Raw genomic sequence first — 23,833 nt, 5'->3', positions numbered from 1 at the left:
ACGTGGGGAAACATCCACAAGGGGAACACAAGATAACGAAAAAGCCTACTTCCACCAGGCAGTTGAGGTTTTCAGAACCTTAATTCGTGCGTCAAGAGGGGCACTGATTCACTGCAGAGAAGCGCACTGTTTTACCGGGGAACACTCAGAATAGCGGGGGTATGGTAAGGGGAAACTTTTTGGTTACATCACAACACCTGACTTCTCACGAAAGAGGAAGGCATGGATCCGCTCACCATCGCTCGCTGGCAGTTCGGTATAACCACCGTCTACCACTTCTTTATGGTGCCACTGACCCTAGGTTTGGGACCTCTGGTCGCGTTTTTTCACTGGCGCTACGTTCGTACCGGCGCAGAACGGTATAAAAGACTCACAAAATTCTGGGGCAAACTCTTTATCATCAACTTTGCCATGGGCGTTGCCACAGGGCTCGTGCAAGAATTTCAATTCGGCATGGCATGGAGCGAATATTCGCGCTTCGTAGGAGATGTATTTGGGGCACCGCTTGCGCTGGAAGGTTTGCTTGCCTTCTTCTTCGAATCAACCTTCATCGGACTGTGGATTTTCGGCTGGGGCAAACTCAAACCAGCAATTCACGCCACCACCATCACCATTGCGGTCGCTGGTTCGTGGGCATCTGCTTACTTCATCCTGGTGGCTAATTCGTGGATGCAGCACCCTGTAGGTGTTGAGATGAAAGAGGGACGCCCGGTCATGACCGACGTTTGGGCAGTGCTCACCAACAGCACAGCCCTGGTAACCGTTCCCCACGTCCTCGCCGGTGCCCTTTTGGTAGGCGGCGCTTTCCTAGTCGGTCTTTCCTGGTGGCATCTGTGGCGACGTCGTCAACTGGGCATCGACACGGTAGTGGATGGCAAAGTTGTTATTGGCGAGCGCAATGAAGGTGCTCGCGATACAGAAGATTTCCATGCTTGGCGTTACGCGCTTCGTTTTGGTGCCGTCATCGCGATAGCGGGCTTCTTGGGCACAGCCTTTACCGGTCACGCTCAGGCACAGTTGATGATTCAGCAACAGCCCATGAAGATGGCTGCGGCAGAGGCCGCGTGTGAAGACGGTACGTCCTTCTCTGTGTTCTCCTATTCGATAGATCCGTCGTCGCAGAGTTGTGATCATCTGATCACGCCCCTCAAAATTCCAGGTTTGCTCTCGTTTTTGGCGTATGAGAATTTCTCTGAACCGGTTCCCGGAGTGGAGACTCTGCTGAAGCAATATCAAGATGAATTGGGCACCCATTATCCTGATGATCCTGAGCGCTTTGGCCAGATGGCGGGGCAAGAGATTACCTATACCCCGATTTTTGAGATTACCTATTACGGATTCCGGGGGATGTTTACTTTTGGCGGGATGAGCGCAGTTGTGGCAATCTATGCGCTGTGGATTACTCGCAAGAAGGGTATGGGAACTGTTCCTGATTCTCGGTGGTTGAAGAATTTCCACTTAATTGCTCTCTGGTTCCCTTTTATTGGAAACACTGCCGGTTGGGTTTTCACCGAGATGGGGCGGCAGCCCTTTGTCGTGGCGCCTAATTTTCAGGAGGATACGTCGGTCATGCTGTTTACCGCTGCCGGTGTATCGCCGGAGGTCAGTGGTGGGACCATTCTGTTCTCGCTCATCGCGCTCGGTTCTCTGTACGCCATTTTGGCTGTGGTGGAGATTTATTTGCTCACGCGGTATGTGCGGGCTGGGATTCCAGCCGCCATGCCGGAGCTGGTGGAGCAGCATGAGGATTCGGATGAGAACAGCAATAATCGCGACGTTTTGGCGTTTGCCTACTAGGGGATAGACATGTTTGAAATTTTTGCTGATCAACCGTTGTTGCCTACCATCTGGTTTATCGTCATCGGGATACTCTTTTGCGGGTATTTAGTGCTTGATGGCTTCGATTTAGGAGTGGGGATGCTCATGAGCAGACCCTTTTCCAAGACTGAAAAAGAACGTCGTCTCTTGCTGAATACGATTGGCCCAGTTTGGGACGGTAACGAAGTATGGCTTATTACCGCAGGGGCAGGAATGTTCGCTTCCTTCCCCTTCTGGTACGCCTCGCTCTTCTCCGCCCTCTACATTCCATTGACTCTCCTGCTGGTATTTCTTATTCTGCGCGTAGTAGCTATCGACTACCGCGGGAAACAGAATAATCCCCGATGGATTAGTACCTGGAACACGCTATTGAGCCTCTCTAGCTTCGGTATCGCATTTTTAATCGGAGCGCTTCTTGCACTCACCACCACTGGGCTTCCTCTCAACGAGCGTGGAAATTCCATTGATATTTTCGCCTGGGCCACCTCTCCTTTCACCTACTTGGGCGGTATCGCCGTCGTCTGTTTTTCGCTCATTCAGGGGTTAGCGTTTATTGCTCTCAAAACGGATGGTCCTATTCGTTATAGGGCGAGAGCTGTTCAGCGTCCCCTCATGCTGGTGGGCTCCGCGCCGCTGCTAATCTGGGCTCTGCTACTGCAGTGGAAGGGAGAAAGTGCCGGGATGCTGAGTTATATCCTGTGCCTGGTGGGTGTCCTTGGGCTAATCCTGGGATATATCAGTGCGCTTCAAGGACGCGAGGGACGCAGTTTCGTAGGAAATTCCCTGTTTGTGTGCGGTTCAATGCTGGGTATTTTTCTGGCAATTTACCCCACCGTTCTCCCCTCAACTCTGAACCCGGCACACAGCTTGACAGTTACCAATGCATCCAGCTCGCCCTACACCCTGACCGTCATGTCGTGGGTAGTGGGAATCATGCTGCCACTCATCATTGGCTACCAATGCTGGAGCTACTATCAGTTCCGCCAGCGCATGAAAGTAGAACATATTCCAGATGCTCATGACCCCACAGAACTAGGGGAGAGCAACCAAGCTGTGACGCACAGTTCTCGCCAAAAAGAGCCGGCTAATTCACCAAAATGCTGACCCTCGTTAGACTGAAAGAATCTACTCGCTCCGATTCAAAGGATTCGCACCATCAATGGATCAACGTCCACCGCTGGGGCCTTCAGCCCGCAAGCACCTGAGTGTCTTTGCTCTATTTACGATTCTGCGAACACTGTGTTCCATCATGTTCGCTGCGGTCATAGGAACCGCCCTCGCCTATCTAGCACGGCTCTCCTACGTTGCCGTTAACTCCGGGGTGGAATACCCCTCAGCACAGGCCGCACAGCGAGCAATATTTGAGGGAAATGCTCAAGCGCGGGTGGAGGGACTCTGGTGGGCAAACTTCGGGCACGAGCCTACTGTCCTCTTGTTAGTGAGCGTGGGGGCGCTCGCCGCACTAGGGCGGGCGCTGGCTGACTGGGCTTTAAGCTATAGCGCGCAAAGAGCTGCTACCGGCGTGAAATCTCAGGTACGGGCAAACTTGATTCAGCGAGTGCTGGCCACCGGCGGCGTCGATACCCCGGACGGTACAGGCGGCACCGCCGTCCTTCTGTCACGTGGGCTCAACGCTGTGGATAGTTACTACGCAAAAACTTTGACGGCAATGGTTAGCTCCTTCATTACACCCCTTATTTTGTTGGTTGTTATTGCGTTCTACGACTGGATTTCAGCTCTCATCCTGGTTCTTACTCTTCCGCTCATTCCACTTTTCATGGTTCTGATTGGTAAGACAACCCGGCAAGACACCGCGGTGGCTCAACGCGAGCTACTTCGGCTATCCGACCATATTGTCGAGTTGGTGAAAGGTCTGCCTGTCCTCGTAGGGTTGGGACGTGCACGGAGTCAAGCTGCGGCAATGGGTGACCTGGGTGAACGTTACCGCAAAACCACCATGCAAACCCTGCGTTCGGCATTCCTCTCTTCATTCTGGCTCGAACTGATGACCACGATATCGGTGGCGGTTGTAGCAGTTGTTATCGGCATTCGCTTGGTGCATGGGCAAATGGGGCTAGACGTCGCCCTGTTCGCGCTTCTTCTCGCACCCGAGTGCTTCCAGCCTTTGCGCAACCTCGGCTCTGCCTACCACCAATCTGAAGAAGGAATAGCGGCTCTTCGTACTGCCCAGCAAATGATTGACCGCCCCCTACCCGGGAACATCGTTTCCTTCGAAGGTGATGAACTGCGCGTTTCCAACGTTTCGGTCAGCTACCCCGGCAGACCCCAAATCCTCGACCGAGTCAGTTTTTCATTCCCCCACGGATCAACCACGGCTATCACCGGGTATTCGGGTTGCGGAAAATCCACCTTGTTGGGTGTCATCAGCGGCTCGGTGGCACCGGGACTCATACCTACCGGTAACTCCCAACCCATGAGCGTCAGCGGGGAAGTCTCTGGTACCGGATCGGTCGTGTGGGTGAGTCAATCACCGTCATTCATCGCCACCACTGTCCTCAACGAAGTGGCTCTCTACGGATTCCCGGTCGAAGTGCACTCCATCGAAGACCTCACCGCCGCCCAATCGCTGATCACCCAGGAGAGCCCGCTGGCGCTCTCGCCCAGCGGTCGCACCCGCTACATGAACTATCTCAGTATTGTAGGTTTGCAAGAGTATGCAGACCTTTCCCCAGAAGCGCTCAGCGCCGGGCAGATGCGCCGTCTGGCCATTGCCCGTACGCTGGCGCGCGTCGATGCTTTGGAAGAGCTGGGGGAGCGCGTGACTGTACTGGTCGATGAGCCCACCGCCCATTTGGACACCGCAGCAGCCCTGAGGGTGAATGCTTCATTAGCGGCGCTCGCGAAGACGGGCGCGACCTTACTGATCGTGACGCACGACCAATCCCTGACCCGCCGCACCGACTACCATTTACATGCAGTCTCAGGAGCAAGCGGTACAAGGTGGGAGCTCGAACCTTCCAAATCCATTGGCTGGGATTTTGCAGCGTTTAAACGCGCAGTGAACCAACAAAATGACACACAGGTAGCCAAACCAGTTCGAAAGAAATCTCAGGCTGAACCCGTGAAAGCGGGAGGCGTTCTGCAGACCCTTAGCGACGTAAGGGACCTCAGCGGATTAACCATAGCCCAATCGATAGTTCCCATCGTTCTATCGGTACTTTCTGTCTGCTGCGCGGTCGCGCTAACGGCACTCTCGGGTTGGCTGATTGTGCGTGCCGCAGAACAACCAGCGATGATGTACTTGCTCATTGCTGTAGTGGGCGTGCGGTTCTTTGGGCTGGGGCGCGCTACTTTGCGCTACGCTGAACGGCTGAAAACTCACGATGCGATTTTGCGAGCAGCAAATAGTCTGCGCGTTCGCGCCTGGAAATCAGCCGGCCATACAGTGCTCTCTATCCGCTCGCTTCTGAGGGGCGACCATATTCTTGACCGACTCATCGGAGACATCGATGAACTGCGGGATGCCCTGCCTCGAGTTATTCTGCCGGTAGCCTCCCACCTCGTTGTAATGGTGTTGGTGCTCGGAGTGACGGCTCTGACAGTCCCATCTGTTCTTCCGCTCATGGCCATTGCCGTGGCAGTTGCTACCTTTGTGATTCCCGCAGTAGCCCTCTACCTGGATTACCAGGCAGATTCCATAGCGCGCGAGGCAACCTCTGAAATGCTCCGACTCGGTGTATCTACCATGGACTCGGCAGAAGAACTGCGTGCAAACGGTCTGACCTACCTGGCGGTTAAGACCTTTGAGAATAAGGATCGGAAAAACGTTGAAGCTACCCAAGCAACTGCGGGTGCCAGCGGATTCGGTCAGGCCCTCACCGTCCTGTGCTGGTGGGGAGCAGCTTTGGGCGTGGTAGCTTTCTCCTGGAATGACGTGCGCGGAGGAGAAATTGCTGCTCCTTTGGTAGCGGTAGTGGTCCTGATGTGTACCGCCCTTTTTGAAACCACCATTGCCCATCTTGAAGCGGTTCGTTCGTGGCCGGCATTCGCCCACCTAGTTGCCCGGATGCGCCCGCTCATTTCTTTACGAACAGAAGAACAAGAAGCAGCGCAAACACCAGCCGATCTGCTGCGGCAGAAAACTACTGGCGCTTCCATCAACCTGATGCTGGATAATGTTTCCACGCGCTGGCCCGGGATGAAAGAACCTGTTTTTAGCGGGTTGTCTGCCGATATTTGGTCAGGGCAGTGGCTGGGCATCACTGGTCCATCGGGTTCAGGTAAGACGACGGCGCTAGCAGCCTTACTCGGCTTCTTACCTCTGGAATCAGGTGCTATCAGCATCAATGGCAAAGAACTTTTCCAGGAAGATCTGAGGGGATACGCTGCGTGGTGCCCCCAGTCCGCCTACATCTTCGAATCGACCATCGCTAATAATCTTGCGTTGGCTACCGATGGCTCCCAGCGACCCACCGATGAGCAGATGCTCCAAGTGCTCGATCGTGTAGGGCTGGGTAACTTCGTCCGGTCCCTGCCCCAGGGGTTGCAGACGCCGGTGGGCGCGGGTGGCTCCTACGTTTCAGGTGGACAACGCCAGCGTATTGCAATCGCCCGTACACTGTTGACTGCTTCACCGCTACTGCTCATGGATGAACCCACCGCCCATCTCGATGCTCCTGCAGCTCAAGCTCTGATTAAGGAAGTTGCCGAAGGCACCAAAGGCACCTCCCGACGTCGTAACGGAGTAACGCACCCGGCAGTTATCCTCGTCTCGCACCGAGCAGAAGATATTGCCGCATGCGATCGCACGGTCAAATTAGGATAGAGCCGAGAGAGCAGAACAACGAAAGAAGACCCCGCGCAATAGCGCGGGGTCTTCTTTGCCACAGCTGAATTGCTCTTAGAAGAGCGGGTCCATAGACTCAACTACCGCAGTTGACTCAGCCTCTGGCTGGTCGGAAGTTTCCACCGGGGCACCAGGAGACTTTACTTTTTCTTGACGGGATCCCAATGCACCTAGCAAGTAGCGAGTTTCTTCAAAACTGGGGCCGATCAAAGCAATCGATTGGTTCAGTGAAACTCCTGAGCCGTCTCGCACCCCAAACTCGGTGGGCAATGAACGAGCAACCCCGGCGGCAGTGGTGGCGCGAGCAGGACCAACTCCCACAAAGGCTACAGAAAGTTTTGATTCCCCCGCTAAGAACCGATGCGCTCGTACACCACCGGTAGCGCGTCCCTTGGCAGGGAATTCGCTGAGTTCGGTTACCTTCGCGGAGGCAGCAGCGCCGTCCTCTGCCGAACCATCCGTTATGGTCACCACCTGAGCGGGAGCACCGGGGGCTGTAACGCCTAAGGCAATGACTCGGTCGTTCTCTGCCAACTTAATGCCCGCAATGCCTCCTCCCAATCTGCCCTGGGGTCGGACCTTGGCGGCATCGAAAGTCAGCAACTTCGCCTGCTCGGTGACCAGGGTGAGATTCAAAACGTTAGAAGCGCACTGATGCACCGCTACCACACGATCTCGGGGCTTGAGCTTGATAATTTCCCACTCATCGGCGTTGAGCGGGTATTCGGGATTCACTCTCTTAATGAGACCGTGCTCGGTTGCTAGAGCAATAATCTGATTCAGCGGAGCAATCCCCACCAGCGTTTCACCTCGCGCTAGTGTAATTGCCTCTGTTGCTTTCACTCCGGAATTCAGCAGGGGAGCGCCATTGCTCTCTTCCAGCACCACCAAATCCATAACATTCACACGAATCATGCGTCCGGTAGAAGTAACTGCACCAATTTCTCCACGAGCGGTGGTCGGTACAAGAGAGAGGAGCGCGTCATGCTTCACTCGCTTAGCGGGATCGGGCAAGGCCTGTAATTGAGTTCGGATTGAGTTGGTGCGCCCCATCATGCCTGATGCAGAGAGCACCGCCCAGCACGGATCGTCAGCGATTTCGAGCGCCAAACCCAACTTCTTACTCTTCGGCGCATCGGGAGCCGCTGCCAAAACGGCTTTCTCCAAATCATCTCGCTGCGTTAGCTTGGTCCGTCGATCGGTGCCATACAAATCGGCCACCTGCTGCAATTCGTCTGAAACCAACCGGTGCAATTTAGATTCCTGCGCCAGAATTGACTCTAACTCGGAAATCTCCGCTTGAAGTTCTTCTTGCTCTTTCTCTAACTCAATTCGCGAATACTTGGTGAGCTGGCGGAGGCGAAGCTCCAGAATATGGTTCGCCTGAACCTCGGTCAGATCGTAGATAGTCATCAAGCGTTCGCGAGCCTGAGCAGTCTCGTCCGAGGAGCGAATGATTTGGATAACCTCGTCAATATCTACAATCGCAACTAACAGACCCTCCACCAGATGCAAACGGTCCTGGCGTTTTTTCAGGCGGAAAGCGGTACGACGGCGTACAACCTCAACGCGGTGGTTGACGTAGACCCGCAGCAAATCCAGCAGACCGAGAGTGTGAGGCTGCCCATTAACGAGTGCCACATTGTTGATACCGAATGAGTCTTCAAGCGGGGTGAACTTATAGAGCGATGCAAGAACAGCTTGCGGGTTGAACCCGTTTTTGAGTTCAATTACCATGCGCAAACCGTGTTTGCGGTCCGTCAAATCAGTAACGTCTGAGATGCCTACCAGCTTCTTCTTGTTGACGCCATCCTTTATTTTTTCGATGACCTTTTCCGGACCCACCATGTAAGGTAGCTCGGTAATTACTATGCCCTGTTTTCGCGCTGAAACCTGCTCAATGGACGCTGTGGCACGAGTTTTGAAAATACCCCGACCATTTTCGTAGGCATCTTTGATACCCTGCAAACCTACGATTGTACCTCCGGAGGGTAAATCGGGGCCGGGGATGAACTTCATGATGTCTTTGAGAGATGCATCGGGATTCGCAAGCAGGTGTTGAGCACCGGCGATAACCTCCCGTAAATTGTGCGGCGGCATATTGGTCGCCATACCCACAGCGATACCTGAGGACCCATTCACCAAAAGGTTGGGGAAGGCTGCGGGAAGAACCGCAGGTTGCATGAATTGATTGTCATAGTTAGGTACAAAATCGACGACGTCCTCGTCGAGATCCGCCGTCAAGGCAAGAGCTGCGGGATCCATCCGAGCTTCAGTGTAGCGAGACGCCGCCGGACCGTCATCGAGAGACCCGAAATTGCCATGCCCATCTACCAGGGGCATGCGCATAGCAAAGGGTTGAGCAAGGCGCACCATCGCATCGTAAATCGCTGAATCGCCATGGGGGTGGAGTTTACCCATGACTTCACCGACCACGCGGGCAGATTTCACATGCCCCTTGTCAGGGCGTAAACCCATTTGCTGCATCATATAGAGGATGCGGCGTTGAACCGGTTTCAGACCATCACGGGCATCGGGCAACGCGCGAGAGTAAATCACTGAGTATGAGTACTCCAGGAAGCTGGTTTCCATTTCAGAAGAAACATCGATATCTACGATATTTTCGACGACATCGGTGGGGTAATCATCCTGAAATGTCTTGGAGCGGCGCGCCATCTATACCTCTTCAGCTGTGGGTTCTTGTTTCTCTCTAGTTTACCGCCTGGATGAACAGGGAGAGGAACTCTCAAATGAGGGTTTGCCTAGAGAGTATTACTCCAGGTCAGCGGTGCCAAGGTGCTTAATTTTCTTTTATTGAGGAGAGTTTAATTTCTCTTAAAAGATAAGGAATTAATTATTAAAAAGGATAAAGAATCGACAAAAAGAATGGAATATTGTTAACCAAAAGGCTGGATAAAAATAATATGTTAGGGGACATTTGTATTAGATGTGCCCAGGTTCTCACTCTATGGTGGATGGGGTTGGTAGGCTTCAATCAAGCGATAATTCGAGGATGAAATATTGCCCACCGGGGATGCCAATGACGGACAACATATCGTAAATTGGCGGTACATCTAATAATAATTATCTGTTTCTTAGATTTACCAATTCCCTTGAATTGAAATAACAATGCTGAAAACAACACACATTTAAATTTAGCAGCGGTTCTTAACTTAGGGCAAAATATGCGCAAGCACGTCGCAGCTATCGCAGCTGCCACACTTACCATCGGCGCAATGGCAGTAGGATCAGTTTCTGCAGCTCAGGCCGGCGAAATTAACAACGCCATCGTTAACATCAATACCCAGGGTGAAGCCAAGGTAGGCGACGTCCTCACTCTTAACGCCGCATGGCAGGTTCCTGATTACTCACAGCCAGGTGATACTTTCACCCTTGCCCTGCCCCAGGAACTCATTCCTTTGACCAATAATTTCCCCATCTTGGATGAGAATGGGAGCGTAGTGGCACAGGCTGTGGCTCAAAACGGTGCTGTAGTGGTGACCCTTACTGATTTTGTGGCAACCCACCCGATCAATGTCCATGGAAACCTTACGTTCTCAGTAAAGATTTCCAATAGCGCAGTACCCGGTCAGCCTATTAACGTGAATTGGGGTGGGACTTCCACCGCCATTACACCCGCCGGTTCTGGTGTAGTTCCTGGACAGCTGACTGAGCCAGTGAAATATGGCTGGGCACGTGAGGGCGGCAATGCCGGCTGGGCAATCGATGTGCCCGGTCAGCTCAGTAACGTCACCGTTACCGATACTCCCAGCAACGTCACCGTTACCGATACTCCCAGCAACGTAAATCTTCAGTGTGACACCCTAGCTGTCTACCAGGGCGACCAGTCGCAGGGGTATCCCACCTTTTTGCAGCGCGTTGATTCCACTGCCTACACCGTTGACTGCGCAGCGGACGGTTTCACTCTGAAAATGGATCAGATTGCGGCAAATCAGTTGATCCACATCCTTGTTTCTTCCACTCCGACCACTGATTGCGAAACTGCTCCTGAGGTAGCACCTTCAGAAGAGTCTTCGGCACCCGCTACAGTAGCTACTAATCCTTAGGCGCAGCCTTCGATCGTAGAAGAAGCACAGCAGAATAACCCAGTAGTGGACTCTTCTCAGGAAATTGCTCCTGCTGAAGGAACCGCAACGGCTGAGACCCCTAGCCTAGGTCAGCGTCTAGCACACACCGGTTTCTCCGGCGTGCAACTAGCTATCGGTGCTGTAGCTCTGCTCGCTTTGGGCGGTGCAGCGATTGTGGCTTCCCGCCGCCGTCAAGCCTAAGCAATAATCTCTCCGTAGATTCTGCGCTTGCAGTTTGCGAGATGTAAATGGTGCCCTCGTTCTTCATATATGAAGAACGAGGGCACCGTTTTTGTGTTATCCACACCATATTCGATATAGGCTAGTTGCTAAGAGTTATTGAAAGAATACCCCAGATTTCTTTTGATAAATCTTTCTCTCAGAAGTACTGTGCCAACCGGGTAGGGGTTAACAAAAATGTCTGAACAACCGCGCGCAACCGAATCACATCAAATAGGTTCGCGGGAACCATTAATTAAGGGCGCGCCAACCACCGCTGAAATCCCCTTTATTTACCCCGCCCATTGGGAAGCAGACGTGGTACTTCGCGACGGCGCAACAGCTCACCTGCGCCCCGTTATTCCTACCGATCGTAACGCTCTCCAGCAGATGTATGCGGGGCAGAGCGAACGAACGATTTACCTCCGCTTCTTTGCGCCCAAACCTCAGTTGAGTGACAAGGAGCTCACTCGGTTTACGACAGTGGACCATAAAGACAGAGTTGCATTTGTGCTGATGCTGGGCGACGAAATGATAGGTATCGGTCGTTTTGACCGCACCGACGACCCCACTGAGGCAGAAGTCGCATTCATGATTTCAGACCGCCACCAAGGGCGGGGTATTGGTTCTATTCTTCTCGAACATTTGGCAGCGGCCGCCAAAGAACTAGGAATCAATAAGTTCGCCGCTGAAGTTCTCCCTCAGAACCGTGCGATGCTCAACGTTTTTGCAGATACCGGCTACGACGTCTCACGGGCGTTTGATGATGGGCTCGTGATGGTGCGTTTTGATATTGACCCTACCGATCGGTCCCGTCAGGTCATGGAATCGCGTGAGCACCGTGCAGAAGCCAAATCGATTAGTGAGCTTCTCAATCCTGCGTCGATTGCTGTGGTGGGTAGTTCCTCTACATGGTCTGATCAGGCGCAGCCCATGATTGAGACTATTCGCCAGGGAGGGTTTCAAGGCAAGATTTGGGGAGTTTGCCTGGACGGCGGAGCGATCTCTGACAGTACAGGTGAGTCTCACAACATCGTTACTTCCGTAAATCAAACGGAAGGCGTTGAACTTGCACTCATCACGGTTCCCATTGAACAGGTGGAGAGGGTGGTTGAATCCTGCGGTCGGGCGGGCATCCGAGGCGCTTTAATTCTCACACGAGGATATGCAGAGGACGGCACGCGAGGGCAGGTTCGCCAAAAAGCTTTGGTTCGCACAGCGCGTTCTTTCGGCATGCGAATTATCGGACCGGCGTCTTTTGGTATTCTCAACAATTCTCCCGAAATCAACCTAGATGCCACGGTGAATCAGCACGATCCCCAAGCCGGAACTCTTGGCGTTTTTACCCAGTCTGCAGTGATGGGCGAGATGTTTTCTAATATGGCTGTTCGCCGGAGAATCGGTGTTTCATCCTTGGTCTCTGCGGGCAACCGCGCCGATGTCTCCGGTAACGATTTGATGCAGTATTGGGAAGATGATCCGGAGACCTCGGTATGTGCTCTCTACCTTGAATCTATTGGAAATCCCCGAAAATTTAGTCGAATTGCGCGCAGATTATCTCGTAACAAACCGGTTATTGTAGCTAAGAATGCCGTCACTGGAATGCAGTTGCCTCCGGGGCATACCGGTAGGACGTCTATTGCACCGGCGACCGCTTTGGAATCTCTGTTTAAACAATCGGGTGTCATTAGCGCCGATTCCAGCGAACAGGTCTTGGATATTGCACAGTTATTAGTCTCGATGCCACTTCCTTCTGGTCGCCGCCTGGCTGTAGTCTCTAATGCCACCGCACTGGCTCAGATGGTAGCTGATCGGGCTAATACCCAAGAACTAGAGGTTAAGCTGGCAGATGCTGCTCTGGATCTCGAGCATGAGGACAGTGCGTTTGTTCAGCAAATGCTTCGTACCGCTGCGGAAAGCTCGGACGTCGACGCCCTCATTGTGGTCTTTATGCACGAGGACGCGCAGGTCTGCCGGGAAATCGCTTCACTTGCCCAGCGTGTAGCAGAGGAAATCACTAAACCCATACTTGCTGTCTTTCCGGGGATCATTGAAAATGCCGCTTCGATGGTGGGGCTGGTACAAGATTCGACCATTGAGCATCCAGGGTTGCCCTGCTACGCATCGCCTATGGGGGCGGTCGATTCTTTGGCTGCCGTGATGAATTATGTGGAATGGCGTGAAAAAGAAGGCGGAACTTACGCTACCCCTTCAGGAGTGAGCCCCGATACCGCGGCTCATCTGATTGCTGATTTTATGTCCCGAGTTCAAGGAGAAAATCTTCTTCCTCTCGCTCAAGAGGACGTGGCGTCCTTACTTGATGCTTACGGTATTGAGTTGCTACCGTCCACCACTGTTGACTCACCACAAGAAGCGGTAGATAGGGTGGAAGAACTAGGTAGCTACCCAGTGGTTCTCAAGTCCACCGACGAGGCGCTCAGCAAGCGACTTGATTTGGGCGGTGTGCGCCTGGGCATTGAAAATGCAGAGCAGTTGCGCGCTGAATTTGAGACCATGAAAAAGCGGTTGGCTCGTTATGGCAAGCAGGAAATTGAGCTACAAAAGCAGGCAGAGGCCGGGCAATCTGCAGTAATGGAAGCTATTGAAGACCCCCTGTTGGGACCCGTAATCTCATTCGGTATGAGCGGCGATACCACGGCTCTCCTAGAAGATTGGGCCTATAGAATTCCTCCGCTGACTAAACGTGATGTAGAAAAACTCATTCGCTCGCCCAAAGCTGCCGCCAAACTCTTTGGGGATGATGATTTGCCCGAAGTGCGTGTGGATCTTCTTGAGGATTTAGCGACCAGAGTGGCGCTGATGAAAGATAACCACCCAGAAATAGCCTCACTTCAGCTGAGTCCCGTTATCGTTTCCGAGACCACTTTGACCGTAGCTCGAGCCAAAATTACCTTGGGTAATCCCCGTCAACGAACAGATTCCGCGCGTCGTTCTTTGAGCGCCTAGGCGTTCACAGAAATGGCAGAAGCGACGGATTCTAAAGCTGGTTTATAGGATGAGAAGCAGAAACTATTAGACTGGTTAACCTCAGTATTTTTTGGCGAAAGCGAGTGAACAGTGGCGAATACGGTGATGCAGGATTTAGAAGAATCTATTTCCAGATTGGGTTTTTATCCGGAACTCGTCAAGAGCGCCGTCAATGATGGGCTGCTGGGACTAGAACCCTCGGCACATTTGGTGCATTTGGAAACGCATATCGATAATGCCGAAATCCACCGCCACATCACCGTTTTGGCTATCGCCGAAGAATTGCTGATGGTCGCTCATCTGGATGATCAGCAGTTAGATGACGAAGGGGAGTCGGTGATGGCCCACGTCAACGTGGAATCTGTGCAAATCTCTGCCCTCCGTTCTGTGGGTATGAGCTATTCCTACCCACAGCCCCAGCAATTTGAACAGACCACTGATCCGTCGGAAATTTCGCTAACCATTTCGTGGACGGGCGGGCAGCGTCTCGATGTGCAACCGGCACAGTGTCCTGATCCAACCTGTACCGCCGATCACGGATATACCGGGGTCGCACCGAGTGAGGACGTAGTGCTGAGAGTGAGCGGCCCGGCAGATGGTATAGAAGCCGTGCACCGTGCTCGTGATTTTGCGAAAGAACTTCGACGCCGCCAGCTAGGACTCTAAACGATGACATTGCAGGATTATTGCGGCGTTGAGCTGCCAGAACCACCGCGTTACTTTGAAAATAATGTGGCAGATCTCTTTGAATCTGCAGGCACGCTGGTTGCCGGGCAATCGCTGACGCCTGATCCCCACCCCTGGTTAGGGCAGGGGCGGCATGACGTACTGAACTTGGAAGAGCGACTTACGCACGCGGGATATGATTCGAAAAAATATCGTAGCGTGTGCGTAGTGATGGTTGATGGGCTAGGAGAGCACCTCCTCAACCGCTATGGCTCCTACGCTCCCTACCTTAAAAAGACAAGTTCGCTGGGTCCGCTCCACTCCGCTTACCCCTCCACCACGGCGGCATCATTGACGAGCTTTGGCACCGCTCTACCTCCCGGGTATCACGGCGTTGCAGGATATGAGGTCTATAACCCCGGCACCGAATCGGTGATGAATCAGCTCTCTGGCTGGGACAAAAGAGTAGACCCCAAAGAATGGCAACCCTATCCCACGGTCTTCGAGCGCTTTGAGAACCACTGCGATGTTGCTACGGTATCCCTGAATAAGTATGAGAAAAGTGGGCTTAGCCTATCTGGTCTTCGCGGTGGACGGTTTATCCACGCTCAATCGACTACAGCTCGGATCACTATGGCAAGCAGTATTCTCTCTGCTCGTAAGCCCTCGCTGGTTTACATGTACTGGGGTGAAATTGACCAGGCAGGGCACCGCTATGGTGTTCAATCGCAAGAATGGATTGAACAGCTCGAAGAACTGAACCTCGCCATGCGACGGCTAGCAGAACGCGTGCCCCCGCATGTACTCATTCTGCTGACCGCTGACCACGGCATGGTTGATATTGCCGTTGAAAACCGAATCGATTATTCAGAAGATGCCGAGTTGCTTGAGAATGTGGCTCATACAGCGGGTGAGCCTCGGATGGTGCAATTACTCCTCAAAGATTCCAGTGCGCCCGCCAAAATGGAGACCATGCGGCGTTGGGCAGAGCGATGGGGGTCAAAAGCCTGGATTCTAGACAGCGAAGAATTGTTTGAGCAGGGTTATTTTGGGCCTCATCTCAACAAGCAGGCACGGGATCGTATTGGTGATGTGCTCATCAGCTGCCGTGAACCCATTGCACTGTATGACATGCGTCATTTCAAGCCGCATGCGCTAAACATGGTGGGGCAACACGGATCGCTCACATGTGAGGAAACCGCTGTTCCCCTGCGTGTACTTAACGCTAGGTAGATAATCACGCTACCTCTACCACTTTGTAGATCGCTCGGGGGCTCCCCCGTTAGTGAGTGGGTGCCGGCATCTGTTGTATATTTGCCGCGCTTGTTTGCTGTAGAGCACCGGTTTGTCCCTTGGGCGATGCCGGAGCCACTGTAGGAACTGGGGCAACAGTTTGAGGAGCAGCGGACGGTGCCGGTGCTTGGGTTGCTGGGGGTTGCGTAGCTGGAGTCGTAGGAGCAGCAGAAGTGGGATCTTCGGTCGTCGGTTCCACCGAAGGCTGTTCGGCGGTCGCTGCCGATGGTGCTGCGGTAACTGGAGGAGCAACAGGTGCCACTGGAGTCTGGACGGGTGCAGGAACTGACGGTTCGGTAGCCTGTGTTGCCGGATCTTCTACATAATCCACCTGACCCGGTGCAACGGGAACAGTAGTTTGCTCTACGTATTTGACTTCAGGGGCAGCAACTGTCTGCGTGGCGGAGGGCTTTGCCGAACTCGGAGTTGCGGAGGTAGAAGATGCCGCGGAGCTAGAAGATTCGGCAGGCACAGCCATGGGTTGCGGGTCGTTGTTCATGCTTCCCAACGCCAATAGAGAACCTCCACCTAGTAGAACGAGAAAAGCAGAGGCGCCAAGCACCCAAAGCCCACGGTGAGAGCGCTTTTCTTCTTCAGAGGCCACGGAACTTACGACACCTTCGTCAGTTCGTGAGGCACGCACTGCGGCGATACCAGCAGCGATTTTCGCTGCCTGCTCTTGCCGTTCCCGTTCTTCTTTTTCAGCGCGTTGCTGCGCTTGCGACTCTTTACGATCTTGAAGGCGGTCTGCTAGGGACCGTTTTTCTACTACTGTTCCATTGAGAAATAGCTGATGAGAGAGCGAGTCATCTTCTTCGACGGGAGATCCGGTGGTAGTACCATCGGGGTGCACATATTCATAGCCCTCTGCCAGTTCATCGGTGGAGTACTGTTCAGTTGAATCCTCTTGGATAGGCAGATTTTCTGTGGGGGAGTCAGCAGAGGAAAAGTCCTCGAACTCTGAGGATGTGTCCTGATGGGGTTTCGTCATGAAATGATTCCCTAGTTATTGCGGTGTGATGCGAACTTCAGACCTGGATTGCGAGTGATTTATTCAAGCCTGACAATATATAGTACGCCTGATGGGGGAATATCAAAGGGTACTTCTTCTCACAGTATCTTACCCATCTAAAGTTTGCAGATACGAGTAAAACGCTGCCTGGTTTCATGAAGAACTCCAGACAGAGCGGACAGCTCAGGGCGATGCAATCAACTTACTTGCGTTGGTTTCCAAAAATAATGTCGTCCCAGCTCGGCACTGACGCCCTTTTGGGGCGGGTAGGCTTGGCTGGATGCTGTTCTTCAGAAGCCTTCTGCTCATACTCGGGGGCGCTGGGCGCAGATGCAGTAGCGGATGTATCTTCTCCAGGCTGCTCCTGCTGATTTTCCCGGGGTGAATACTGCTGATAACCGCTGATGACGTTTGTATCTACAACTACCGGAACAGTGAATTCAGTTTGATCCCCATTGGATTTTGAATCTTGTTCAGTAGAAGATTCTTTAACTGGAGCCGATTTCTCCTCCGACTGAGAGACTTCGGCGGAGCAACTAGGCGGCATTTCCTGAGGAACTTCAGGAGAAGGCATCGGTGCAACGGGCTCTGCAGTTGTCTGAGATGCGACAGTCGAATCGGACTTTTCCAGTGATGCTCGGCGTGCACGTTCCAGCAAATCAGCTAGCTTGCGCTCACGAGCGGAGTGAATGTTACGAGTGCCACTTTGACCGATGTTTTCCGCGGACTTTTCTGCCCGTCGTACAGATTCCATCTGTTCAGCGGTAAGTGCAGGCGCCAAAGCGCCCACCGATCGAGCCGGTTTTTGTACTGCAGGCGTTGATTCTGGTTCCTCTGCGTGAGTCTCGTGGTGCCCGATTCCTGGGAGCGGCCCGTCGGAAGAATCATCACGCCCCATCAAGAAGTAGGCACTTTCGTTAGAAGCATAGATCCCCTGATTTGCAGGGTTATAGTTCCACCGTGCGGGAAAGACGACGCCGCGAGGCAAGTCATTTGCTACAGCATCGGGCAAATTGAAGTCCACAGAGATGGTCCAAGAGCCAGACTCTTGCTGGAAAGTATTCCAGTCGGCAGAGTTTTCATCGAAGCCAAATTTTTGAGCCTGACGAGCAATATGCTCATCGAGGTTGGCAGCTTTGCCCTCGCCATTGCGCGCGGAATCAATGGAGGAGATTAAGACGGATCGAGCTGCAGTAATAATATGCGCGCGTTCAGCAATAATAGGCCATTCGTAGCGGCGTACACGCTCGGCGTCCCACCCTGATTCTTCAACGATTTCTTCTACTGTTGCGCCTTGGCGGAATCGTGCCTGAATGTCGCGGGGACCAAACGCGCCTGAGCCACTGCGCGAACGAGCTGGCTGAAGGCGTCGAGCTTTAGCGACGCTGGTGCGCAGATTTTGGTCAATGGGCAACGTGAATTCGGTGCCGTCTGACGATTTAAGAACAAGATGTTCACCATCGTCATGAATTTTGACCAGTCGTAGCTCAATGGCGTGCGAATCGGACATACTTCTCCTCAACTCAAACAGGGATTCATGAAAAGACTACCTGTTTACCGATAACTATGGGAAAAATAAACCGATTTTGAGAGGAAAACTCACTCATCTTCGAGAGAGAACAGCAAAAAAGACCCTTGTAGGATCCAAAAAAAATTACTTCGCAAGGCAGAGTATGAAGTTGATTTATCTGCCTGAACTAGACATATGAGAATTAATAGTGGAAAATGCTACGCGTTACCGAACGAAAAAAGAACATCGCAGATGATCCCTCGTGGCGCTGACAACGAATTTTTTGACCTAGGCTGGGCATCATACAAGAGACCCCACCGCTGACAAACGGAGCGTGAGAGCTAACTTTGGCTACCGATTACGATGCACCTCGCAAGCAAGATGAAGACAATAACAACCAGTCCATTGAGGAACTCAACGGACACCGTTCTGAAATGCAGTCCGGTGCAGTAGATGAGGATGAAAACGCTGCTGCTGAAAGTTTCGAGCTTCCCGGTGCAGACCTCTCTAATGAAGAACTCAACGTTGTTGTTCTACCTGCACAGGAAGACGAATTTACCTGCGCCTCCTGCTTCTTGGTTCGCCACCGTTCACAGATTGCGCGCGAAGAGGGCAATCTCAAGTTCTGTGTAGAGTGCGAAGGCTAAATTTCAGCTGAACTGAACCTGGCTCCAGCAGTATAAGAGGGAGGATGAATCATTTGATTCATCCTCCCTTTTTATATCAGTGAACGAGGCGAAGCCCTTAGCTCACTGTCTCAGCTGGGGGGCCCAGCTCTTTTCCTGCGTTGAGAATTTCTTCAATTTTTTCTGGATGCCGAGTCGAAGCTAGCCAATAGGGAGTAGGGTCTGCTGGGTCGGTGATGTCGATGCGGATTTTGGGATCAATCCAACCGCGAAAACACATGAACGCACGCCCGTCGAGCTGCGGCCCCGCTGCAATTCGTGCAGCTTCCCCTCTGAACCCTTCGGCAAGACCTACATATTCACGTTCAATTTGTGCCCGTCCTACTCGAACAAATTCGGGAGTGATTTCGATGACGGGGGAGCTCAGGTAGAGAATGAGTCCTAGAAGAATGGTGACTACAATGGCGGCAATAACACCTACGGTGATTGAAATGGGCGCACCCACGAAAAACGATGCCACACCTGCGCAGACAATCAATATCCACGTTCCAAAGCCCGGGGAAAGTCTTTCCTGATACTGCATGCGGCACCTTTCTGAATTTTCATTTCTCTTGGAGAGCGTCGGATTCCTCTTTGAGATAACAATCTTTTACCATCCTAGTCTGTTTTCCCAGGGAAGTGCTCAGAGAGTTCTAGTACAGTAACAGCTGTGATGAAACCGATTGATGTGCAGATTCAGATACTTGATACTGAGCTAGAAATTCCTCGTTACGCCAAGGACGGCGACGCCGGAGTGGACCTTCGTTCCACAGAGAAGCTGGTCTTGGAGCCGGGGCAGCGAGCACTCGTGAAAACCGGAATCGCGATTGCTCTGCCTGCCGGGTATGTGGGCCTGGTTCACCCCCGGTCTGGACTGGCGGTCAAACACGGGATCACCGTAGTGAACGCGCCGGGTACGATCGATTCTGGTTACCGGGGCGAAATTATGGTGTGCCTTCTCAACACCGACCGCTCAGAATCATTTTCTATCGAGCGTGGGGATCGTATTGCCCAACTCATTATTCAGAAGTATGAACACGCTAATTTCCGCCAGGTAGAAGAGTTGGAAATATCGGCGCGTGGTTCCACCGGCTTTGGTTCAAGCGGCGTTCGCTAGAGCTCCCTTAAGAATTCAAGAGTACGCGTGACTAAAATAAAATAGATATCGAGTCATGTGAAATAGATGAAGACCCCAGAATGAGAAGGATTCGCTGTGTTTGGTTTGGGTAAAAAGAAAAAAGCTAAGGCGGAGGAAACTTCCGTAGCTGCTACGACCGCACCAGATGATTCTGCGGTGCCAGAGTCACAGAGCGCTTCGAAGCAAGAACAAGAGGTGTCCCGTCCGGGCGCGCCGTCGTCCGAAGATAATCTCGTTTCTTTCGAATTTGACCGCTCTAATGGTCCTTGGGATAGCTCCGAGCAAGATACAGACAAGGGTTACCTAGACTTTGGTTCCATGAAGGTCAAGATGAGCGATGGTCTCAGTATGCGCTTGGACGTGGAGCAGAAGAGTCAGCAGATGGTTGCTGTCACACTCACCAAGGGTAAAGGTAATCTGCAGGTTCAAGCTTTTGCTGCCCCGAAGTCAAGCGGCATCTGGGAGGGTATCTCCCGAGAAATTGCTGACTCTGTGCGCCAGCAGGGCGGAACGGTGGAGTACTCCAATGGTCCATTGGGACGCCAGCTCATTTCAAAGCTTCCCGCAAAGACTGCTGATGGACGCCAAGGCTTCCGCGTCGCTCGCTTTGTGGGTGTAGATGGTCCCCGCTGGTTCTTGCGAGGTGTTCTCTCCGGCGAAGCGGCGGTGAAGCCCGAATCAGCGGCAGAGATGGAAGAAATTTTCCGCTCTATCGTGGTAGTACGTGGCGATGATCCTCGCCCTCCGCGAGATCTTCTACCCATGACCGTTCCTGAATCGGTGGTTGAAGCTCAGCAAAACAATCAGCAAAACCAGCAAACGGAATCTGCCGCGGAGTCTTCTAAGAGCCGTCAGGTACCCCGCCGCGGCCCTGAAATCACTGAAATCGGCTAATGGTAGAGCAAGCGCCTAAGCGACTAACCGAGTATCCTTCGCGATTTCGTGCGAGACTTGCCGGGAGAGTTATTCAGGTGACTCTTCCGGCGTCAGGTGCTAATCCGCGGTATGAGGCAGTGGTTGAAGTTGAAAAATCTCGACCCCTTCCGCCGTCGAGCTCCCATCAGTTGACGGGTATTCCTATCGTTGAAGTTCTTGATGATGATGTGGAGCCTGTCGATATCAGTGCAGGTAGCGACGACGATGACGACGAGGATCAGGATTCTGCAGGAAACGACGAGGAGCAGGACGCTTCTGTAGCGTTTCCCCAATATCGTGTGTACACGCCGCGTCCGAAATCTTCACCGCCGTTGTATCCCACCTATCCGCCCCTGAATCCAGGGGAGCGAGTCACTCTCATCTGGCACGGCCAAAAAGATGTACCCGGCATCGTGGCGGGTACCTACATTCGGTGTAGCGGTATGCTTACCGTTTCACCAATGCCGGCTCGAATCTATAATCCGCGCTACGAAATTGTTCCTTTGCGCCTCATCCGCCATCGCGGCCACCAAAAATTTCAGAAATCACAAGGTCTCTAATGCCAACAGAAAAGCCCCAGCGCCCGATCGACACCGAATCATCAGCTGACCCCAATCTTTCTTCTGCACTATCTCAAGCAGGCACGCGTTTTAAGCGCGGCGAGAATGGGGAAGTTGATGTGATGGATGCCGTCGGCGGGGTTCGCGGTATGGTCGAGGCGTTGCTTCCGGGATTTCTTTTTCTCTGCGTTTTTATTGCTACAGCTAATCTTTACGTTGCGCTGGCGGCAGCAGGTTCTGTGGCGCTGGTCTTTAGCCTTGTACGTCTGGCGCAGCGAGGTTCGCTGGTGCAATCGCTTTCAGGTTTTGTGGGAGTACTCATTTGTGCGTGGTCATCACTGCGCACCGGCGATGCCGCTGACTTCTATCTACCCGGTCTGCTCTTGAACGGTCTGTATGCACTGCTGGTTTTGGTTTCCATCGTGTTCCGCTGGCCGGTGCTGGGATTTTTCTATTCTTTCCTCCGCAACGAATCAGAGACCTGGCGCGCTGAACCGGCGAGACTGAAAGCCTATACCGTGGCTACTTGGGTTATCTTTGCCATGTTTGTCGCACGATTGGCAGTTCAGGTTCCGCTCTACTTCGCAGATAATGTGCCCTTGCTCGGCATCGCTCGCCTCTTCATGGGCATGCCGCTTTATATTGCGCTGTTGTGGTTGACCTGGATGATGACGAGAAAACCCGCTGACGTGGCATCGACCGACCTCAGCTAGGGATCTTTCGCTGATTTAGCTAAACTTCGCTGAATTAACTAAATAGCGCGCGGATGTCTTCTTCGCCCTCGGCGGTGGTGATGAAAAAGAGTTCGTCTTCACCGACGATGGGTTCATCTCCGGTGGGAACGATAGGCTGGGCGTCACGCAAAATAGCGGTGAGAGTTGTAGCTTCTGGCCACTGAATGTTGCTGACGGTATGGCCAATAATGGGGTGGCCCGCAGGAACTGTGTATTCCACCAGCATCGCTCCGCCGGTCTGCAAATCCAACAGGCGCACGACGTCGCCCACTTCCACTGCTTCTTCAACCAGAGAGGTCATCAGGCGCGGTGTTGAAACAGCGACGTCGACACCCCAAGAGTCATCAAAAAGCCATTCGTTTTTAGGGTTATTGACGCGAGCTACCGTGCGGGGTACGCCGAATTCGCTACGGGCGAGCAGGGAAACCACTAGGTTGGATTTGTCGTCGCCGGTAGCGGCAACAATGACATCGCACAGCTCTGGCTTTGCGCGGCGTAGTACGGATAGCTCGCAGGCATCTCCGATGACCCACTGAACTCCGGTTATTTCGGTGCGGCCGATTGTTTCTGGTTTTTCATCCAAGATGGTGACCTGGTGTCCGTGGGAGACGAGCTCGCGGGCGATAGATGAACCGACCGAGCCTGCGCCAACGATAAGGACGATCATGGTTAGTTCTCCTGCTCTTCTCGTTCTTCCTCAGTCAGCGGAGGGCTGGCAAGTACGCTTGAAATCTCATTAATATCTTCAATACGCATCATCGCGTGAACCACGTCCCCCTGTTGGTAGGAGCTCTGTGCCGAGGGGAGGATGCCCTCGCCAAAACGGGTGACGTAGGCAATACGGACGCCGGCGGCTTCTTCAATGTCGGTCAGAGCGTGCCCAGCCCATTCATCGTTGAGTTGAAGCTCTGCCAGGATAAGCCGACCAGAAGCTTCACGGAAGTCGCCTGCCATAGCTTGCTCGGGCAGAATACGGCGTAGAACCTGGTCAGTGGACCAGCGCACTGCTGCCACGGTGGGAATACCCAATCGCTGGTAGAATTCTGCACGATTAGGGTCATTAATGCGGGCTACCACATGTGCAACGCGAAAGGTTTCTCGTGCCACACGGGAGGAAATGATGTTCGAGTTATCTCCTGAGGAAACGGCGGCAAACGCATAGGCATCTTCAATTCCGGCACGTTTGAGCGTTTCGCGGTCAAAGCCTACACCGGTGATTTTTTTGCCGCTAAAGTCTTTACGCAGCCTGCGAAAGGCTTGCTCGTTTTGGTCAATGACCGCAACGGTGTGACCAGAATCTTCTAGCGTGTGGGCAAGCATGACGCCGACTCGTCCGGCACCCATAATCACGAAATGTGGCACTGATTTTTCCTCACTTGCAGCGTCAACAACAATGTCGATTCTAGACTACGCGTCTGCA

At 53.0% G+C, this 23,833-nt stretch carries 19 protein-coding genes; 13 read left to right on the top strand and 6 right to left on the bottom strand.

Features of this window, described 5'->3' with window-relative positions:
- The first annotated feature begins 222 nt into the window (after positions 1–222).
- The 3 genes from ACFR81_RS02125 to cydC are packed head-to-tail and all read left to right on the top strand — an operon-like array spanning position 223 to position 6,604.
- Positions 223–1,797: a cytochrome ubiquinol oxidase subunit I gene (locus ACFR81_RS02125; protein ID WP_343873929.1), complete on the top strand. Its 1,575-nt coding sequence runs from the start codon at positions 223–225 to the stop codon at positions 1,795–1,797.
- Between the two features lie 9 nt (positions 1,798–1,806).
- Positions 1,807–2,922 (top strand): cytochrome d ubiquinol oxidase subunit II, encoded by a 1,116-nt coding sequence (cydB, locus tag ACFR81_RS02120; protein WP_068173102.1) that lies wholly within the window; start codon positions 1,807–1,809, stop codon positions 2,920–2,922.
- Between the two features lie 55 nt (positions 2,923–2,977).
- Positions 2,978–6,604, top strand: coding sequence for a thiol reductant ABC exporter subunit CydC (gene cydC, locus ACFR81_RS02115; protein WP_343873926.1), 3,627 nt, complete (start codon positions 2,978–2,980; stop codon positions 6,602–6,604).
- A 75-nt stretch (positions 6,605–6,679) separates the two neighbouring features.
- On the opposite strand, the gene ACFR81_RS02110 is transcribed toward cydC, so the two are convergent.
- The gene (locus tag ACFR81_RS02110) at positions 6,680–9,301 is read right to left on the bottom strand and encodes a DNA gyrase/topoisomerase IV subunit A (protein ID WP_343873924.1); all 2,622 of its coding nucleotides are present in this window, start codon (positions 9,299–9,301) and stop codon (positions 6,680–6,682) included.
- Positions 9,302–9,810: 509 nt separating this feature from the next.
- Between ACFR81_RS02110 and ACFR81_RS02105 the strand changes: the two genes are divergently transcribed.
- From ACFR81_RS02105 to ACFR81_RS02085, 5 genes are all read left to right on the top strand, one after another.
- A complete protein-coding gene (locus tag ACFR81_RS02105; protein WP_343873922.1) occupies positions 9,811–10,692 on the top strand; it encodes an Ig-like domain-containing protein in 882 nt (293 codons plus the stop codon).
- Between the two features lie 45 nt (positions 10,693–10,737).
- The gene (locus tag ACFR81_RS02100) at positions 10,738–10,914 is read left to right on the top strand and encodes an NPXTG-anchored protein (protein ID WP_343873920.1); all 177 of its coding nucleotides are present in this window, start codon (positions 10,738–10,740) and stop codon (positions 10,912–10,914) included.
- Positions 10,915–11,130: 216 nt separating this feature from the next.
- Positions 11,131–13,899 (top strand): bifunctional acetate--CoA ligase family protein/GNAT family N-acetyltransferase, encoded by a 2,769-nt coding sequence (locus ACFR81_RS02095; protein WP_343873918.1) that lies wholly within the window; start codon positions 11,131–11,133, stop codon positions 13,897–13,899.
- Positions 13,900–14,010: 111 nt separating this feature from the next.
- The gene (locus ACFR81_RS02090; RefSeq protein ID WP_068173094.1) at positions 14,011–14,586 is read left to right on the top strand and encodes a DUF5998 family protein; all 576 of its coding nucleotides are present in this window, start codon (positions 14,011–14,013) and stop codon (positions 14,584–14,586) included.
- A 3-nt stretch (positions 14,587–14,589) separates the two neighbouring features.
- Positions 14,590–15,819, top strand: a complete 1,230-nt coding sequence (locus ACFR81_RS02085; protein ID WP_343873915.1) for an alkaline phosphatase family protein — start codon at positions 14,590–14,592, stop codon at positions 15,817–15,819.
- A gap of 49 nt (positions 15,820–15,868) precedes the next feature.
- On the opposite strand, the gene ACFR81_RS02080 is transcribed toward ACFR81_RS02085, so the two are convergent.
- Together ACFR81_RS02080 and sepH are read right to left on the bottom strand one after the other, a co-directional pair.
- A complete protein-coding gene (locus ACFR81_RS02080) occupies positions 15,869–16,870 on the bottom strand; it encodes a hypothetical protein (protein ID WP_343873913.1) in 1,002 nt (333 codons plus the stop codon).
- 223 nt (positions 16,871–17,093) lie between these two features.
- Positions 17,094–18,401: a septation protein SepH gene (sepH, locus tag ACFR81_RS02075; RefSeq protein WP_343873911.1), complete on the bottom strand. Its 1,308-nt coding sequence runs from the start codon at positions 18,399–18,401 to the stop codon at positions 17,094–17,096.
- 347 nt (positions 18,402–18,748) lie between these two features.
- On the opposite strand from sepH, the gene ACFR81_RS02070 reads away from it, so the two are divergent.
- Entirely contained in the window at positions 18,749–19,048 is a 300-nt protein-coding gene (locus tag ACFR81_RS02070; protein ID WP_068173084.1) for a DUF4193 domain-containing protein, read from the top strand.
- Between the two features lie 97 nt (positions 19,049–19,145).
- Here the strand turns inward: ACFR81_RS02070 and ACFR81_RS02065 are convergent, their stop codons facing one another.
- Positions 19,146–19,610, bottom strand: a complete 465-nt coding sequence (locus ACFR81_RS02065) for a DUF3093 domain-containing protein (RefSeq protein ID WP_343873909.1) — start codon at positions 19,608–19,610, stop codon at positions 19,146–19,148.
- A gap of 129 nt (positions 19,611–19,739) precedes the next feature.
- Here ACFR81_RS02065 and dut point away from each other — a divergent pair, with 129 nt between their 5' ends.
- The 4 genes from dut (at position 19,740) to ACFR81_RS02045 (ending at position 22,392) form a co-directional block, all read left to right on the top strand.
- Positions 19,740–20,183, top strand: a complete 444-nt coding sequence (gene dut, locus ACFR81_RS02060) for a dUTP diphosphatase (RefSeq protein ID WP_145174697.1) — start codon at positions 19,740–19,742, stop codon at positions 20,181–20,183.
- 96 nt (positions 20,184–20,279) lie between these two features.
- Complete coding sequence (locus tag ACFR81_RS02055) at positions 20,280–21,098, top strand: DUF3710 domain-containing protein (RefSeq protein WP_343873907.1); 819 nt, start codon at positions 20,280–20,282, stop codon at positions 21,096–21,098.
- A gap of 77 nt (positions 21,099–21,175) precedes the next feature.
- Complete coding sequence (locus ACFR81_RS02050) at positions 21,176–21,679, top strand: asparaginase (protein WP_343873905.1); 504 nt, start codon at positions 21,176–21,178, stop codon at positions 21,677–21,679.
- Entirely contained in the window at positions 21,679–22,392 is a 714-nt protein-coding gene (locus ACFR81_RS02045; RefSeq protein WP_145174399.1) for a DUF3159 domain-containing protein, read from the top strand. The genes ACFR81_RS02050 and ACFR81_RS02045 overlap by 1 nt, the downstream gene beginning before the upstream one ends.
- A 34-nt stretch (positions 22,393–22,426) precedes the next feature.
- Here ACFR81_RS02045 and ACFR81_RS02040 read toward each other — a convergent pair whose 3' ends face one another.
- Positions 22,427–23,080 (bottom strand): potassium channel family protein, encoded by a 654-nt coding sequence (locus ACFR81_RS02040; protein ID WP_068173074.1) that lies wholly within the window; start codon positions 23,078–23,080, stop codon positions 22,427–22,429.
- Between the two features lie 2 nt (positions 23,081–23,082).
- Positions 23,083–23,775 (bottom strand): potassium channel family protein, encoded by a 693-nt coding sequence (locus ACFR81_RS02035; protein ID WP_068173070.1) that lies wholly within the window; start codon positions 23,773–23,775, stop codon positions 23,083–23,085.
- Positions 23,776–23,833 lie beyond the last annotated feature (58 nt).

Origin of the sequence: Rothia amarae, assembly GCF_042677725.1 — a bacterium.
GTDB lineage: Bacteria > Actinomycetota > Actinomycetes > Actinomycetales > Micrococcaceae > Rothia > Rothia amarae.
Note: the sequence above shows the minus strand (reverse complement) of the source record. Positions and strands in the feature narration are given on the sequence as shown.

What these genes read in the sequence shown, in the direction of transcription:
- ACFR81_RS02125 (WP_343873929.1), top strand. Translation starts at nt 223, where the DNA reads ATGGATCCGCTCACCATCGCTCGCTGGCAGTTCGGTATAACCACCGTC.
- cydB (WP_068173102.1), top strand. Translation starts at nt 1,807, where the DNA reads ATGTTTGAAATTTTTGCTGATCAACCGTTGTTGCCTACCATCTGGTTT.
- cydC (WP_343873926.1), top strand. Translation starts at nt 2,978, where the DNA reads ATGGATCAACGTCCACCGCTGGGGCCTTCAGCCCGCAAGCACCTGAGT.
- ACFR81_RS02110 (WP_343873924.1), bottom strand. Translation starts at nt 9,301, where the DNA reads ATGGCGCGCCGCTCCAAGACATTTCAGGATGATTACCCCACCGATGTC.
- ACFR81_RS02105 (WP_343873922.1), top strand. Translation starts at nt 9,811, where the DNA reads ATGCGCAAGCACGTCGCAGCTATCGCAGCTGCCACACTTACCATCGGC.
- ACFR81_RS02095 (WP_343873918.1), top strand. Translation starts at nt 11,131, where the DNA reads ATGTCTGAACAACCGCGCGCAACCGAATCACATCAAATAGGTTCGCGG.
- ACFR81_RS02085 (WP_343873915.1), top strand. Translation starts at nt 14,590, where the DNA reads ATGACATTGCAGGATTATTGCGGCGTTGAGCTGCCAGAACCACCGCGT.
- ACFR81_RS02080 (WP_343873913.1), bottom strand. Translation starts at nt 16,870, where the DNA reads ATGACGAAACCCCATCAGGACACATCCTCAGAGTTCGAGGACTTTTCC.
- sepH (WP_343873911.1), bottom strand. Translation starts at nt 18,401, where the DNA reads ATGTCCGATTCGCACGCCATTGAGCTACGACTGGTCAAAATTCATGAC.
- ACFR81_RS02065 (WP_343873909.1), bottom strand. Translation starts at nt 19,610, where the DNA reads ATGCAGTATCAGGAAAGACTTTCCCCGGGCTTTGGAACGTGGATATTG.
- dut (WP_145174697.1), top strand. Translation starts at nt 19,740, where the DNA reads ATGAAACCGATTGATGTGCAGATTCAGATACTTGATACTGAGCTAGAA.
- ACFR81_RS02045 (WP_145174399.1), top strand. Translation starts at nt 21,679, where the DNA reads ATGCCAACAGAAAAGCCCCAGCGCCCGATCGACACCGAATCATCAGCT.
- ACFR81_RS02040 (WP_068173074.1), bottom strand. Translation starts at nt 23,080, where the DNA reads ATGATCGTCCTTATCGTTGGCGCAGGCTCGGTCGGTTCATCTATCGCC.